The organism is Acidovorax sp. LjRoot118 (assembly GCF_964253575.1).
Lineage (GTDB): Bacteria > Pseudomonadota > Gammaproteobacteria > Burkholderiales > Burkholderiaceae_C > Acidovorax.
The window spans coordinates 6,309,270-6,325,139 of sequence record NZ_CAXURB020000001.1 but is presented as its reverse complement, the minus strand read 5'-3'; the positions used below and the strand labels follow the sequence as shown (position 1 = coordinate 6,325,139).

General features: G+C 69.9%; 10 protein-coding genes. 9 read left to right on the top strand and 1 reads right to left on the bottom strand.

What is annotated here, in order from left to right; all coding sequences use genetic code 11:
* Positions 1 to 14: 14 nt before the first annotated feature.
* From ACSQ9E_RS29730 to ACSQ9E_RS29690, 9 genes are all read left to right on the top strand, one after another.
* Positions 15 to 1,196, top strand: coding sequence for an MFS transporter (locus tag ACSQ9E_RS29730; RefSeq protein WP_057200574.1), 1,182 nt, complete (start codon positions 15 to 17; stop codon positions 1,194 to 1,196).
* A gap of 133 nt (positions 1,197 to 1,329) precedes the next feature.
* Positions 1,330 to 1,902 carry a single-stranded DNA-binding protein gene (gene ssb, locus ACSQ9E_RS29725; RefSeq protein ID WP_057200573.1) on the top strand — a complete coding sequence of 191 codons (573 nt, stop codon included), beginning with the start codon at positions 1,330 to 1,332 and terminating at the stop codon, positions 1,900 to 1,902.
* Positions 1,903 to 2,030: 128 nt separating this feature from the next.
* The gene (locus ACSQ9E_RS29720) at positions 2,031 to 3,182 is read left to right on the top strand and encodes a VWA domain-containing protein (protein WP_436219929.1); all 1,152 of its coding nucleotides are present in this window, start codon (positions 2,031 to 2,033) and stop codon (positions 3,180 to 3,182) included.
* Between the two features lie 2 nt (positions 3,183 to 3,184).
* Positions 3,185 to 5,275, top strand: coding sequence for an SWIM zinc finger family protein (locus ACSQ9E_RS29715; protein WP_436219928.1), 2,091 nt, complete (start codon positions 3,185 to 3,187; stop codon positions 5,273 to 5,275).
* A 135-nt stretch (positions 5,276 to 5,410) separates the two neighbouring features.
* Positions 5,411 to 9,223, top strand: coding sequence for a DUF4132 domain-containing protein (locus ACSQ9E_RS29710; protein ID WP_436219927.1), 3,813 nt, complete (start codon positions 5,411 to 5,413; stop codon positions 9,221 to 9,223).
* Between the two features lie 233 nt (positions 9,224 to 9,456).
* Complete coding sequence (locus tag ACSQ9E_RS29705; RefSeq protein ID WP_057266980.1) at positions 9,457 to 10,020, top strand: hypothetical protein; 564 nt, start codon at positions 9,457 to 9,459, stop codon at positions 10,018 to 10,020.
* An 89-nt stretch (positions 10,021 to 10,109) separates the two neighbouring features.
* Positions 10,110 to 10,823 carry a Bax inhibitor-1/YccA family protein gene (locus ACSQ9E_RS29700; RefSeq protein WP_436219926.1) on the top strand — a complete coding sequence of 238 codons (714 nt, stop codon included), beginning with the start codon at positions 10,110 to 10,112 and terminating at the stop codon, positions 10,821 to 10,823.
* A 201-nt stretch (positions 10,824 to 11,024) separates the two neighbouring features.
* Complete coding sequence (locus tag ACSQ9E_RS29695) at positions 11,025 to 12,131, top strand: AAA family ATPase (RefSeq protein WP_436219925.1); 1,107 nt, start codon at positions 11,025 to 11,027, stop codon at positions 12,129 to 12,131.
* A gap of 2 nt (positions 12,132 to 12,133) precedes the next feature.
* Positions 12,134 to 14,737, top strand: a complete 2,604-nt coding sequence (locus tag ACSQ9E_RS29690) for a DUF5682 family protein (protein ID WP_436219924.1) — start codon at positions 12,134 to 12,136, stop codon at positions 14,735 to 14,737.
* On the opposite strand, the gene mnmA is transcribed toward ACSQ9E_RS29690, so the two are convergent.
* Positions 14,738 to 15,859: a tRNA 2-thiouridine(34) synthase MnmA gene (gene mnmA / locus ACSQ9E_RS29685; RefSeq protein WP_057200569.1), complete on the bottom strand. Its 1,122-nt coding sequence runs from the start codon at positions 15,857 to 15,859 to the stop codon at positions 14,738 to 14,740.
* Positions 15,860 to 15,870 lie beyond the last annotated feature (11 nt).

Below are 15,870 nucleotides of genomic sequence, written 5' to 3'. Positions count from 1 at the left end.
CGGCCGCGCACGCCATGACGCCGCTGGAGCGCCGCGCCAGCGTCAGCCTGGCGCTGATCTTCGCGCTGCGCATGCTCGGCCTGTTCCTGGTGCTGCCGGTGTTCGCGCTGGAGGCGCGCAAGTACCCCGGGGGCGATGACCCGGCCCTGGTGGGCCTGGCCATGGGCATCTACGGGCTCACCCAGGCGCTGCTGCAACTGCCGCTGGGCATGGCTTCGGACCGTTTCGGGCGCAAGCGCGTGATCGTGCTCGGCCTCTTGGTGTTTGCCGGCGGCAGCCTGCTGGCGGCGCTGGCCGATTCGCTCACCGGGCTGCTGCTGGGCCGGGCGCTGCAGGGCGCGGGCGCCGTGTCGGCCGCCGTCACGGCCTTGCTGGCCGACCAGACCCGCGATGCGGTGCGCACCAAGGCCATGGCCCTGGTGGGTGGCAGCATCGGCCTGATGTTCGCCGTGGCCCTGGTGGCCGCGCCGCTGCTCACGGCCCACATCGGCCTGTCGGGCCTGTTCGGCCTGACCTGCGCGCTGGCACTGGCCGGCGTGGCCGTGGTGCTGTGGCTGGTTCCCCCCGAACCCACGGAGCACAAAAATGCCCCCCGGGGCCGCCTGGCCGACGTCTGGGCCCACCCCGACCTGCTGCGCCTGAACCTGGGCGTCTTCGTGCTGCACACGGTGCAGCTGTCCATGTGGGTGGCCGTGCCCGCCATGCTGGTGCAGGCCGGCCTGCCCAAGGACCACCACTGGCAGGCCTACCTGCCGGCCGTGGTGCTGTCGTTCGCCGCCATGGGGGGTCTGTTCGCGCTGGAGCGCGCCGGGCACCTGCGCGCCGCCCTGCTGGGCTCCATCGCCCTGGTGCTGGTGGTGCAGCTGGGCCTTGGCGGCCTGGCGGCCAGCGGCGCCACGCCCACGCTGTGGGTGCTGGGGCCGCTGCTGTTCGTGTTCTTCTGCGGCTTCAACGCGCTGGAGGCCAGCCAGCCCAGCCTGGTCTCGCGCATGGCCCCCGCCGCCCTGCGCGGCGCGGCCCTGGGCAGCTACAACACCCTCCAGTCCCTGGGGCTGTTTGCCGGGGGTGCCCTGGGTGGCGCCCTGGTCAAATGGGCGGGCGCACCGGGCCTCTTTGCCACCACGGCCGTGCTCACCGCCCTGTGGCTGGTGCTGACATGGCCTCTGCGCCCCACGGGGCGGGGCCAGGGGCACTGAGCGTTTCTGTAACAGATTCCCGCCCGCCCCGGCCACCCCGGCTTGCGGCACAATGGCGCGTTCGGCGCGCAGACTCTCCACGGACCGGAGAGCACACCAGCGCCCCCCAACATCAAGTAGGTAGAGCAGCACCATGGCATCCGTGAACAAAGTCATCATCGTCGGCAACCTCGGCCGCGACCCTGAAATGCGCACCTTCCCCAGTGGCGACCAGGTGGCCAACGTGACGATTGCCACCACCGACAAGTGGAAAGACAAGCAAAGCGGCGAAATGAAGGAAGCCACCGAGTGGCACCGCGTGGTCTTCAACGGCCGCCTGGCCGAGATCGCGGGCCAGTACCTGCGCAAAGGCTCGCAGGTCTATGTGGAAGGCAGCCTGCGCACGCGCAAGTGGACCGACCAGGCGGGCGTCGAGAAGTACAGCACCGAAATCCGTGCCGATCAGATGCAGATGCTGGGCAGCCGCCAGGGCATGGGCGGCGGCCAGGGCGGTGGCGGCCAGCAGGGCGGCGGTTATGACGATGGTGGCGGCTACGGCGGCGACCAGGGCGGTGGCGGCTACGACCAGGCCCCGCCCCAGCAACAGCGCCGCCCCGCCCCTCCGGCACAGCAGCGCCCCGCCGCGCCCGCCGCGCGCCCGGCCCCTGCGCCCGCACCTCGCGCAGCCTCGGGCTTCGACGACATGGACGACGACATCCCGTTCTGAGCACCGAATGGGCGTGTTGCGCATGATTGCCGGGCTGGTGCAGCCCCTGCGCGCCGCACCCCTGCATTCGCCCAACCCATCCAGGCCCGCCCGTGTCGCGGGCCTTTTTTGCGGCCGCACAGGCACCCATGGAAAGCCTTGATTCTGGCGACCGCCCCGACGAGGCCCTGCGCCGCTGGCGCCTGATCCTGGGCCGCTACGCCGCGCAGCCGCTGTCGCATGCGCAGTTCGATGCAGGCGACTGGAAACTCGACCAGGCCCTCGAATACCTCTACGGCCGCGACTACGACGGCCGGGGCCTGGCGCGCCCTGCGGGCGGCGCAGCCGGCTCGCTCGACCCGAGCCAGCTGCGCGCCATCGACTGGCTCAACCGCTCGCGCGAACTGTTTCCGCAGGAAGTCTTCGAGCGCATGCAGACCCAGGCCATCGACCGCTACCAGCTCACCGACCTGCTCAAGGACCCGGCGGTGCTGCGCTCCATGGACCCCACGCCGGGCCTGGCCAAGGCGCTGCTGGGCATGCGCGGGCGCCTGTCGGGCGGCATGCGCGATGCCGTGCGCGAGGTGATCCAGAAGACGGTGGACGAGATCACCCGGCGCTTGAAGAACGACTTCGTCAACGCCCTGGTGGGCCGGCGCAACCGCCAGCGGCGCTCGCTCGTCAAGAACGCGCAGAACTTCGACGCGCGCGCCACCATTGCGGCCAACCTCAAGAACTACAGCGCCGAGCGGCGCCAGTTGGTCATCGAGCGCCCGCTGTTCAACGCCCGCGTCAAGCGCAACCTGCCCTGGGACGTGGTGCTGTGCGTGGACCAGAGCGGCTCGATGATGGACTCGGTGATCTACAGCGCCGTGATCGCGGGCATCATGAGTTCGCTGCCCGCCGTGCGCGTGAAACTGGTGGTGTTCGACACCGCCGTGGTCGACCTCACGCACCTGGCGCACGACCCGGTGGAGGTGCTGCTCACGGTGCAGCTCGGTGGCGGCACCGACATCGGGCGCGCCGTGCACTACTGCGAGTCGCTGGTCGGCAACCCGCAGCGCACGGTGTTCGCGCTGATCAGCGACTTCGAGGAGGGCGCCGCGCCCGGGCCGCTGCTGGCCGCCGTGGCGCGCATGGCCGAGGCGCGCGTGAAGCTGCTCGGCCTGGCCGCGCTCGACGAGAACGCCAACCCGGTCTACGACCGCCAGATGGCCCAGCGCCTGGCCAACAAGGGCATGCACGTGGCGGCCCTGACGCCGACCCACTTCGCCCAGTGGCTTGCGGAAGTGATGGAGTGACGATGCCCGCCTGGTTCGAGGGCTACCGCGCCTACGACGACGACACCCTGGCGGCCCTGGCCAATGCGGGCCTGCTGCGCCGCGCGGCCAAGGACGTGGAGGCCGGCAAGGTGCAATGGGCAGAGCAGGGCGCCGATGGCGGCGTGGTCGAGGCCGATGGCCAGCGCGTGCAGCTCGATGCGCGGGGTCCGCAAAAGGCGCAGTGCGAATGCCCGGCGCCGGGCATCTGCAAGCACATCCTGGGCGCAGCGCTGTGGCTGCGGGCCATGGAGCCTGGCGCGGCCACCGGTGACGCCACTGCGTCGCCAGAATCCGAGGCGGACGCAACGTCGCCGCCTGCGGCCGGCCCCAACGCCGACCCACTGGCCGAGGTCCGTGCCCTGCAAGCGCCCGCGCTGTTCAAGCAAGCCGGCGTGGCCGCCGTGCGCCGCGCGGTGCAGGCGCTGCCCTGCGGCATCGAGTGGCGCGTGCAGGGCGGCACCTTGGTGATCGACCTGCCCGATCTCGCCGCCACCTGCCGCTATGTGGCGGGTGCGGGCTATGAGGGCATGGTGTCCGAAGTGCCCGTGCGCGAGCGCAAGGCCGTGCACCTGATCGCGCTGGCGGCCCTGCGCCAGGCGCTGGGCGAGCCGCTGCCCTTGCCCGAGGGAATGGCCCCTGCCGCAGCGGCAGAGCAGCCCACCGCCGCGCTGGGTGAACGCGAGCGCGCCTTCCTCGCCCAGGTGGAGGCCATGCTGCACGAGCTGCTCACCGGCGGCCTGTCGCACGTGAGCGAGCAGGCCTCGGCGCGGCTGCTGGCCTTGAACATGTCGGCGCGCGGCGAAGGCCTGCCGCGCCTGGCCGCCCTGCTGCGCAACCTGGGCGGCATGGTGGATGGCCTGGTGCGGCGCGACCACCGCATGCAGGAGCGCGATGCGCTGTCGCTGATGTCCAGCATCCAGGCGCTGTGCGATGCCCTGCGTGCCCCCGCTGAAGGCCAGGAGGCCGCAGAGCGCACCGCCGCCCTGCGCGGCCGGGTGCGCCGCGCCTTCGACGAGACCACGGCCCTTGAACTGCAGCCCCTGGGCGCCCACTGGTGGCAGACCCTGGGCGGTGCGCGCGGCCTGACCCTGGCCTTCTGGGACCTGGAGGGCCAGCGGCTGCTGCAGGCCGTGCTGGCGCGCCCCGATGGCAGCGACACGGGCTTCACGCGCCACAGCGCCTGGGCCATCCATGCCGTGTGGCCCGGTGTGGGCGCCGCACAGTCCCTGTGCCAGGCCCCGCTGCAGCTTGAATCCCCCCGGCTGGCCGACGACGACCGGCTGGCTTTGGCCGGTACGGCCCGGGCGCAGGCGCTGGCACCCTGGCACGCGGGCGATGCGCGCCTGGCCACGCTGGGCTGTGGCCGCTGGGCCGAACTCACGGCGCAGCTGAGCGCGGCCACGGGTCTCTCGGGCGATGGCGCCGAACTGGTGCTGCTGCGCCCTGCCGCCACGCGCACCCCCATCCTCGATGAGGCGCACCAGCAGTTGCTGTGGCCCGTGCAGGATGCCGATGGCCTGTGGCTGCACCTGACCGTGCCCGTGGGCGACGCCAGCATGCAGCGCGTGGACAACCTCGACCGGCTGGCCGCACGTGGCGCCCCGGTACACGCCGTGCTGGTGCGGGTGGAGCGCACCTCTGCCACCACCTTGCTGGTGCCGCTGTCGCTGCTGAGCAGTGACGCCAAAGGCCAGGTGCATGCCATCTCGCTGGACTATGCGACCGAGGCGGCGCGGCCCACGCCGCTGGCCCAGCGCATCCTGCGCCTGGTGCAATGGCGCAAGGACCAGGCCACGCCAGCGGCCACCCAGCCCACGCGCGCCCAGCGCCTGCTGGGCCCGGTGCTCGACGTGCTGGAGACCCAGGCCGCCACCGGACGCATGCCGCTCACCGAAACGCAATCGGAGCGCCTGGGCGCTGCGTTACCCGGCATCGCCTCGGTGGGGCTGCACACCGTGGCATCGGCCCTGCAACACCACTTGGCCACACCGCAGCCGGCCGGCATGCTGCGCCTGCAGCAGCTGTGCCAGCGCACGGTGGAGCTCGACGGCCTGCCCTCCATCGCTGCGTAGTCGCGCACCGGCGTGGTGTTACAAGCCATTACCTTGAAAGCGGGCAAATTGCACGCTGGCGCGGCCTGGCGCCACGGCAGCGCCATGACGCGCTGACAAAATGCGAGGCTCTATTCAGACCACAGGGGATCGCGCATGGGATTGCTGGACAAGATCGTGGGGGCGGTGACGGGCCGCTCGGGCAATGATGGCAATGGACTGAGCACCGCGCAGAACAACCTGCTGCGCCAGGCCATGGAGCCGCTGGACAAGGCGGCGCCGGGCCTGGCGGACAAGGCCCTGGCCTTCGTGAGCGAAGGCACCCACGAAGCCGTGCTGCTGGAGCTGCAGGCCCCCCATGCCCTTGAGCCCGGTCAATTGCTCGGCTCGCCGGGCCGGCTGCGCTGGGGCTTCAACCTCTGGAACGACAAGCCCCTGGAGGCAGCGGGCAAGAAGAGCCTGGCCGGGCGCTCCGGGTTCTACGCCGCTGTGCCTGCCGACAAGCCGCCTCTGGCCCTGCTGGTGCGCCTGGGCAAGCTGCTGGCCGCAGCCGATGCCGGCAAGTCGCTGGAGCACCCTGGTGCGCCCGTGCCCGACTGGCTGCAGTACCTGGTCAACGATGCGGTGCATGCCAGCTTCAAGGATGGCAACAGCAACAAGCACGAGCCGGCCAAGGAGCGTGCGGCCTGGACGGTCGATCTCATCGCGCAGTTGCTGGCCGAGGAAGGGTTGAACGAGACGCTGGCGCTGCAGCTGGTGTTCGAGCGCAAGGGCCTGGACAGCTACTACCAGGACCGCCTGGACCATCTGGTGAAGAACCCCGCCGTCGCCGATTTCATGCGCGCGCGCCCCGAGGCCGCACAGGCCCTGCTGCAGCAGCTCTCGGCGTCCGGCCGAGTGCAGTTGGCTTCGCGCATCGGACCGGACAAGGGGCTGCGCGCCGCCTTCGCACCGCTGCTGGTGGCACTGGCGGCCGATGGCAGCAAGACCGTGCGCGCCGAAGCCGTGCCGCACATCGAGGGCATCGCCGAAGCCGAACGCCTGCGTCTGCTGGCCGCACTGCTGGGCGACGGCGACACCAGCCAGCGCACCCAGGCGGCCGAGCTGCTCGCGCGCCTGCCCGCCGAATCCACGCGCAGCCTGCTCGAAGCCGCGCTGGCCAGCGAGGCCAGCAAGCCGGTGCAGCAGGCGATCCGCGCCGCACTGAACCGGCTGGACGCAGCCGGCAATGCGCAGGAGCAGGACCTGCCCGAGCCCCCGCCCTGGGCTCCGTTTGCCGACAACCCGCTGGGCCAGGACGCGCTGGATCTGCTGCTGGCCAACCGCACCGAGGTGATCGAGCGCGCGCGCCGCGCCGCCGAGGAAGAGGCCGAAGAAAACAAGACCCAGAAGCACAAGTACACCTGGCGCCAGAAGAGCTACGCCAACCTGTCGAAGCTGACCGAGGACGACATGCGCCAGGCATTGGCCCTGCTCAATGGCCAGCTCGACAGGAAGCAGACAGAGAAACTGCGCAGCACCGAGGTGGCCCAGGCCGTGACGCACGGCAACCGCCTGTTCGCACTGCCGTCCTTCGGGCCCTCGCACCTGATCCGCTGGCTGGGCGTGTCGCGCTACGGCCGCAGCTTCTGGTTCGACGACGGTTTCCAGAAGTGGCTGGGCCGCCAGCCCCGGGGCAGCGTGGACCTGCGCGCCCTGGCCGAGCTAATGCAGCGCTCCAGCCTGCCGATCATTGAAGTTGCACGCACTGCGCTGTCCGACTACTGGAACACCCCCAGCGCCACGGATCTGCTGCCGCCCGAGTGCATCTGGCCCTTCTTCATGGAGCATCCCGAGTTCATCGACCAAGCCCTGGGCCTGACCGCCCCCCCGCCCAACACCGAGCGCTATTCCAGCGCTCTGGCGCTGGCGCCCGCGCTGCAGACGCTGGCGGTGTTCCCCACCATCCCGGCACGCTGGCTGCCACGCGTGATGGAACTGGCCCTGGGCGAGGGCAAGACGCACCGCCCCATGGCCCAGAAGGCCTTGTCCACCCTGCCGAGCATCGGCCGCCAGGTGGTGGAATCGCTCACCCACACCAAGAGCGAAGTGCGCATCGAGGCCGCGAACTGGCTGGCCGAGCTGAAGTACACCGACGCCGTGCCGGCCCTCACCAAGGCGCTCGAAAAGGAAAGCCGTGAGACGGTGCGTGCCGCCTTCCTGACCGCACTGGAAGGCCTGGGCGATGACATCTCGCCGCGCCTGGCCCCCGCCATCCTGCTGGCCGAGGCGAAGAAGGGCCTCAAGGCCAAGCCCCCTGCGGGCCTGGCCTGGTTCGCGCTGGATGCGCTGCCGGCCGCACGCTGGGCCGACGGCACGGCCGTGGAGCCCGAGATCCTGCGCTGGTGGGTGGTGCTGGCCTGCAAGCTCAAGGAGCCCGGCGGCAACGCCCTGCTCACGCGCTACATGGGTCTGCTCGATGCCGGGAGCCGCCAAACCCTGGGCAGCAGCGTGCTGCGCCAGTTCATCGCCCAGGACACGCGCCATCCGCCGCTCGAGGAAGGCATCGCCTACGCCCAGGCCCATGCGCCGCAGCGCTACCAGTCCTACCAAAAGGGCTACCAGAACGCCAAACCCGAGTACCGCCAGTACTACGAGGCCGACTACGCCAAGTCCGAAGACCAGGTGTTCGAAGAATGCAAGCGCGAGAAGATGGCCGAGTACCTGGGCAGCGCCATCGGCGAGAAGGGCATCCTGGCGCTGGCGGCCTTTGCGCCGGGCCATGAGATCGTGACCCTGCTCCAGCAGTACATGCGCGACCACTACCAGCGCCGCTCGCAGATCGAGGCCATGCTCGAAGGCGTGGCCCCGGGCAACGACCCGGTGGTGATCCAGCTGATGCTGGGCCTGTCGCGCCGCTACCGCACGGCCTCGGTGCAGACCAAGGCCCGCGCCCTGGTGCAGGAGATCGCCGACCGCAACGGCTGGACGCAGGACCAGCTGGCCGACCGCACCATACCCACAGCCGGCCTGGACGACACCGGCACCCTGGCGCTGCCTTTTGGCGAGCGCATCTTCACCATGGTGCTCGACGCGGCGATGAAGCCCGAGCTGCGCAACCCCGAGGGCAAGGCCATCAAGACCTTGCCCGAGCCGCGCCAGAACGACGACCCGGCGCAGGCCAAGGAGACCAAGGCGCTGCTGTCCACCAGCAAGAAGGAGCTCAAGCAGGTCATCGACCTGCAGACCGCCCGCCTGTTCGAGGCCATGTGCACCGGTCGCCACTGGCCCGTGGCCGAGTGGCGCGAGTACCTGCACCGCCACCCGGTGGCCGGCCGGCTGATCCAGCGGCTGGTGTGGCTGGAGGTGGATGCCGAGGGCGCCGCGCTGCAGAGCTTTCGCCCCACAGAGGACGGCAGCCTGATCAACACCGAGGACGACGAGGTGCAATTGTCCGACGGCGCCCAAGTGCGCCTGGCCCACGCCTCGCTGGTGGACAAGGCCAGCGCCAGCGCGTGGACGAAACACTTCAAGGACTACAAGACAGCCCCGCTGTTCCCGCAGATGTCGCGCCAGTCGCCCACCCTGGCCTTCACCGACGAGAAGGGGCTGGCCGTGAGCGAAATCAAAGACCGCCAGGGCTGGGTCAGCGACAGCTTCACCCTGCGCGGCGCCTTCACCAAGCTCGGCTACCAGCGCGCCCAGGCCGAAGACGGCGGCTTCTTCTACCAGTACACCAAGGACTTCTCGAGCGTGGGCGTGCGCGTGGCCATCGATTTCTCCGGCAACACCCTGCCCGAAGAGAACGTGGCTGCCGCCCTCAAGACGCTCAGCTTCGAGGACAGCAAGGCACGCAGCTGGGGCGATAACACCCTGCCCCTGGCCAGCGTGCCGCCCGTGCTGCTGGCAGAGGCCTACGCCGACTACCTGGCCATCGCCCAGGCCTGCACCGGTTTCGATGCCGACTGGGAAAAGAAGATGCCCTGGTAGCCTGTCAGCGGGCTCCTGAAGAGGGCCCGCCGCAAGATTTCAAGCCGTAACTGTTTGAATCGAGCGACGAAAACCGGACGTAATTCACGTTTTTTTGGTGAGGTCTCTCCATTCTCACAATTTGCGACATCTTGGCGCGAAAACTACCGCGATGATCCAGCCCTTGCACCGCACAACAGCCCATGAGCTGTGCGGGATTTCATTGAATGTGAATGATTGAGGGAGGAATTTTCATGCCGGGTTTTGTCCGAAAAATACTGATTTTCATCACGGGCTATGCATGGCTCATCCTGCTGGCAGGCCCGGGCCTGGCTGGCATGGCCATCTGGAGCAGCTGGAAGGCCGATGGCGACCACGCCTACACCGCGCGGGAGCAGCTGCAGACGGTGGCCGGCACGGTCACCGGCGCCAGCGAGGTGACGGTCAAGCGCAAGCGCCGCTCGACCAAGCAGTACTACGAAATCACCGTCAAGCCTGAAGCGGGTGGCGAAGAGCGCAAGCTGCGCATCGCGCACAGCGAGCCCAAGGCGGTCGTGGGCGGCATCATCGACGAGAAGGTCACCGCGCTGTACGACAGCAGCGACAGCGACATCGTCTACGAGGTGGTGATGGCCGGCAAGCCCGTGATCAGCTATGAGGCCACGCGCACACGCATGCAGGCCGAGGCCGCGTCCACGGCCCAGTCCTTCAGCGGGGCCGGCATCTGGGTGCTGGCCGTCGTGCTGACGCTGCTGGGCGCCGCCGGCGTATGGTCCAACCGCAAGCTGCGCCGCGCCGACGAGCTGGCTGCCGCCTGATTCCCTACCCGAAGAGAGAGGCAGGAAGCGGCCCACAAGGCTGCTTCCTGTGTGAGAAGTAGCAACAACCACAACCGAGGAACATCCTTGTGAACACCAATGTACTGACCCCTGAGGACCCGTCCGGCTCCCCCATGGAGCGCCGCGAGTTCATCGTCTCCACCTACAAGCACCTGGGCGCGGCCATCCTGGCCTTTGTCGTGCTGTCGGCCGTGCTGATGATGAGCGGCTTTTCCACCACCACGGCCAAGATGCTGATGGGCAGCGGCAACAAGTTCATCTGGCTGGGCGTGATGGGCGCCTTCATGCTCGTGGGCTGGCTGGCCTCCTACCTGGCCGACAACGCCGAGAAGCCCCAGACCCAGCTCATGGGCCTCGGGATCTACGTGCTGGCCGAAGGCCTGATCTTCGCGCCCCTGTTCGGCATCGCCCAGATCGTCGCGCCCGGCGCCATCGGCGCGGCAGGCTTCATCACGCTGCTGATGGTGGCGGCGCTGACCTGGACGGCCTTCACCAGCAAGTCGGACTTCTCGTTCCTGGGCGGCATCCTCAAGGTGGGCGGCCTGGTCGCGCTGGGCACCATCGTGGCCGGCGCGATCTTCGGCTTCAAGCTCGGCATCTGGTTCTCCGGCATCATGGTGCTGTTCGCTGGCGCCTGCGTGCTGTACGACACCTCGCGCATCATCCACGACTACCCCACGGATCGCCCTGCCGGTGCCGCGCTGCACCTGTTCGCGTCGATCGCACTGATGCTCTGGTACGTGCTGCGCATCCTGATCAGCCTGGCGACGAACGACGATTGAGCCAAGGCCTGGGCCGGTGCCCTGCGAAGGGCACCCGGACAGAAACAAGTACACCGGGGCATGCACAGCATGCGCCCGGTGTTTTATTTGGAGCGATGCACTCTTGCTGCGGAGACTGCGCAAAGCTGGTCCAAAATAGCTGCGAAGGGCGCGCAGCCCGTCTCCCTGTGCGCGCTCACCGCCGTCCACACCACCGACACCATGAGCACCACCCCCCCTTCCGCGAACCAATCCGTGCGCCTGTCGCCCGAGCAACGCTGGGCCGACGAACTGGCCCGCCTGGCCGCAGCAGACACCCACGCCCGGCCGCCGGGCTGGAAGCTCTCGCCGCGTGCGGTGCGCCAGTTCATCCTGGGCGATGCCAAGCTGCAGGTGACGCAGAAGTTCTTCGGCGACGACCCGCTGGTGGACCGCGCCATCGTCACGCTCATGGGCCACCAGGGCCTGATGCTGGTGGGCGAGCCGGGCACGGCCAAGTCGCTGCTGTCGGAGCTGCTCTCGGCGGCCATCAGCGGCGACTCGGGCCTCACGGTGCAGGGCACGGCCGGCACCACTGAAGACCACATCAAGTACAGCTGGAACTACGCCCTGCTGCTGGCCGAGGGCCCGAGCCAGCGCGCGCTGGTGCCATCGCCCCTGTACCAGGCGATGCGCGCGGGCAAGCTGGTGCGCTTCGAGGAAATCACGCGCTGCCCGCCCGAGATCCAGGACGTGCTGATCTCGCTGATGAGCGACAAGCAACTGATGATCCCCGAGCTGGGCGACGACGCGCGCCTCTTTGCCCAGCGCGGCTTCAACATCATCGCCACGGCCAACCTGCGTGACCGGGGCGTGCACGAGATGTCCTCGGCCCTGAAGCGCCGCTTCAACTTCGAGACCGTGCGCCCGATCCGCGACCACCAGTTCGAGGTCGACCTGGTGATGGCGCAACTGGCGCGCGAGCTGGCCGGCAGCGAGGCGCCGGTGAACGTGCCGCGCGACGTGGTCTCGCTCTTGGTCACCACCTTCCAGGAGCTGCGCGCCGGCCAGACGCAGGAGGGCACGGCCATCAAGGGGCTTGATGCCGTGATGTCCACCGCCGAGGCGGTGAACGTGGCCTATGCGGCGGCGCTGCAGGCGCGCCACTTCAACGACGGCGAGCTGACCCCGCGCGAAATCGCCGGCCAGCTGCAGGGCGTGGTGCTCAAGGACAGTGCCGACGACGCCAAGCGCGTCCGCCACTACTTCGACACCGTGGTGCGCGAGCGCGCGCGGCGCGACCCGCAGTGGAAGGCTTTCCACGACGCAGCCCGCTCGCTGTGGCAATAGCGGTGAGCACAACACCGCAGCCCGCGGGCCTGCCGCCGGAAATAGCGGCCCTGCTGCCGCAGTTGCTCGGCGACGAGGGCATCTTCTTCGTGCCCGTGCGCCACCACAGCCCGGCCTGTGCCTGGGCGCTGCGCCACCTGCTGCGCGAGGTGCGCCCGGCGGCCGTGCTGATCGAGGGCCCGGATGACCTCGACGCTCTGCTGCCCCTGCTGCAGGACCCGCTGACCCGCACCCCCGTGGCCTGGCTGTGCCAGGCCACGCGCGAAGCCAAGGCCGAGCCGCCTGACCCCGGCGAGGAAGGCACCGAGGCCGAACCTGAGTCCGCCGCGCCGCGCACGGTGACCAGCAGCTCCTTCTACCCCCTGTGCGACTACAGCCCCGAATGGATCGCCGTGCGCGAGGGTGTGGCCCTCGGCGCGCAGGTCGCACTCATCGACCTGCCCTGGCGCCACAAGGCCTGGGAGCGCCGCTACGGCGAAGGCGATGGCGGGGAGGAAACGCAGGCCCCCGACACCGCGCGCAGCCAGATGGAGGAGCGCCACTTCGCCCACAGCCGCTACCTGAACGCCATGGCACGCCAACTCGGCTGCGTGGACCACCACGACCTGTGGGACAGGCTGTTCGAACTGCGCACGCCCGAGGCGCTGGCCGACTGGCGCACGCTGTTCGCCGACGTGTTCAGCTGGTGCGCCATGGCCCGGCAGGACTACGAGCCCGAGGTGCTGGAGGCCGAGCTGAGCCTGCCACGCGAGCGCCATATGGCCGCGCACATCCGCCGCTGGCGCAGCGAGGTGCAGGGCCCCATCGTGGTGGTGACCGGGGGCTTTCACACCGCCGAGCTGCTGCGCAGCTGGAAGACGGCCCCGCCCCTGGCGGCGCCCGCCAAGGCTGCAGCCAAAAAGAACAAGGCCGCGGAGCCCGATGCCTGGCTGATCCGCTACAGCTTCGAGCAGCTCGATGCGCTCAATGGCTATGGCGCCGGCATGCCGTCACCGGGCTACTACCAGCGCACCTGGGAAGCCCTGGAGGCGCTGCAGGCCCCGGCCCAACGCGATGTCCCGGCGACCGGGGCGGTCCACCCCCTCACCGTGGTGGCGCTGGACCTGCTGACCCGCTTCGCGCAGCAGACCCGCGCGCAGGACCAGGCCGACGCCGTCTCCACCGCGCTGGTGCAGGCCGCCGCGCTGCAGGCCGTGCGCCTGGCCGAACTGCGCGGTAACGCCGGGCCGGGCCGCCAGGACCTGCTGGACGCGATCCGCTCGTGCTTCGTCAAGGGCGCGATGGACGAGGGCACGCGCGGCTTCACGGCCGACCTGCGCGCCTTCCTGGGCGGCACGCGCATCGGCGATGTGCCGCCCTCGGCCGGCTCGCCACCGCTGATCGAGGACGCGCGCCGCCTGGCCCGGGCCGCTGGCGTGCGCCTGGACGACAGCGCCTCGCGCACGGTGCGGCTGGACCTGTACCGCAAGCCCTCGCACCGCGAGCGCAGCCGCTTCCTGCACGCCATGGCCTACCTCGATGCGGGCCTGGCACAGTGGGTGGCCGGGCCCGATTTCATCGCCGGCAGCCGGCTGAACATGCTGTTCGAGGAATGGCGCGCCGCCTGGTCGCCCATGGTCGAGGCGCGCCTGATCGCGCTGGCCAGCGACGGCGCCAGTGTGCAAGCAGTGTGCCTGGCGCGGCTGCTGCGCGAAGAGGCTGCCCTGTCCGACCAGGGCCGCGGGCGCAGCGCCAGCGCCGCCGTCGCCCTGCTGCAGCGCGCCTGCCTGGTGGGCCTGCACGCGCGGCTGCCGCAGCTGCTGGCCATGCTCTCGGCCCACCTCGACGAGGATGCCTCGCTCGGCTCCGTCGTGGAATGCGGGCACCGCCTGGTCACACTGTGGCGTGCGCGCGAGCCGCTGGGCGTGCAGCAGAACCCGCAGCTGGCGGGCCTGCTGCAGCGCGTGTGGCCCGCCGCCCTGTACCTGCTGCCGCCGCTGGCGCAGACGCCGGCGGACGGGCAGGAGCATGCCGTGCGCCTGCTGCTCTCGCTGCGCGAACTGGGGCGCCTGCTCGCCAGCCTGGACGGAAAAGAAGACGCCAGTGCCATCGATGCCAGCCTGCTCACGGACCACCTGCAACGTTTTGCCACCGGTGCCGGCGTTGCACCGGGCGTGGCCGGCGCCGCCACCGCGCTGCTCTACCTGGACGGCCACTGGGACGATGCGGCGCTGGATGCCGTGGTGCGCCAGCGCTTCGGCCCCGGAGCGCAGCCGCAAGAAGCGGTGCAGTTCCTGAACGGCATGATGACCGCCGCACCCGAGCTGCTGCTGCGCCTGCCAGCCCTGCTGCAGGGGCTGGACGCCCTGGTGCGCCAGTGGGACGACGCGGCCTTCGTGGCCCACCTGCCGGACCTGCGCCAGGCCTTCACCGGCCTGCGCCCGCAGGAAACAGCGGACCTGGCCACCAAGGTGGCGCAGCTGCACGGCACGGACGAGGCCACGGCCGCATCGCTCGCCGGCATGCACTACGAAACTACCGAGGAGGACTTGCACGCCGGCCTGCGCCTGCAGGCCTTGCTAGAAGCCAGCCTGCAGCGCGACGGGCTGCAGGGCTGGATCCGCTAGTTACTCCGCCGCGCTGGAAATCACGCCGCCGCCCAGGCAGACGTCGCCGTCATACAGCACGGCCGACTGGCCGGGCGTGACGGCCCACTGGGCGTCCGGGAACTGCAGGCTCAGGCCGGCGTCGTCGGCCGCGAGCACGGTGCAGGCGGCGTCCTGCTGGCGGTAGCGCGTTTTGGAGCCATAGACGCCCGGTGCCGGCGCGTGGCCCGCCGTCCAGCTCACGTCCTGCGCGGTCAGCGCATGCGACAGCAGCCAGGGGTGGTCATGCCCCTGCACCACGCGCAGCGTGTTCTTCGCCAGGTCCTTGCGCGCCACGAACCAGGGCTCGTGCTCGCCGCCGCCGCGCTGGGCGCCCTTTTCCTTGATGCCACCGATGCCCAGGCCCTGGCGCTGGCCCAGGGTGTAGAAACTCAGGCCCACGTGCTTGCCCAGGGTGCGGCCCCGGTCGTCCTGGATGGGGCCGGGCGCATGGCTGATGTAGCGGTTCAAAAACTCGCGGAACGGCCGCTCGCCGATGAAGCAGATGCCGGTGGAGTCCTTCTTCTTGGCGTTGGGCAGGCCGATTGCCTCGGCGATGCGGCGCACCTCGGTCTTGTGCAGCTCGCCCACGGGGAACAGGGTCTTGGACAGCTGCGCCTGGTTCAGGCGGTGCAAAAAGTAGCTCTGGTCCTTGGACGGGTCCAGCCCCTTGAGCAATTCGAACAGGCCCGAGGCCGGGTTCTGGCGAACCCGTGCGTAATGCCCCGTGGCGATCTTCTCGGCGCCAAGGCGCATCGCATGGTCGAGAAAGGCCTTGAACTTGATCTCGGCGTTGCAGAGCACGTCGGGGTTGGGCGTGCGGCCGGCCTGGTACTCGCGCAGGAACTCGGCGAACACCCGGTCCTTGTAGTCGGCAGCGAAGTTCACGTGCTCGATCTCGATGCCGAGCACGTCCGCCACGGCGGCCGCGTCCACGAAGTCGACGTTGGACGAGCAGTACTCGCTGTCGTCATCGTCTTCCCAGTTCTTCATGAAGATGCCGACCACCTCGTGGCCCTGCTGCTTGAGCAGGTGGGCGGTGACGGCCGAGTCCACGCCGCCTGAGAGGCCGACGACGACGCGGTGCTTGGTTGGTGCTGTCATTGCCCAGATTG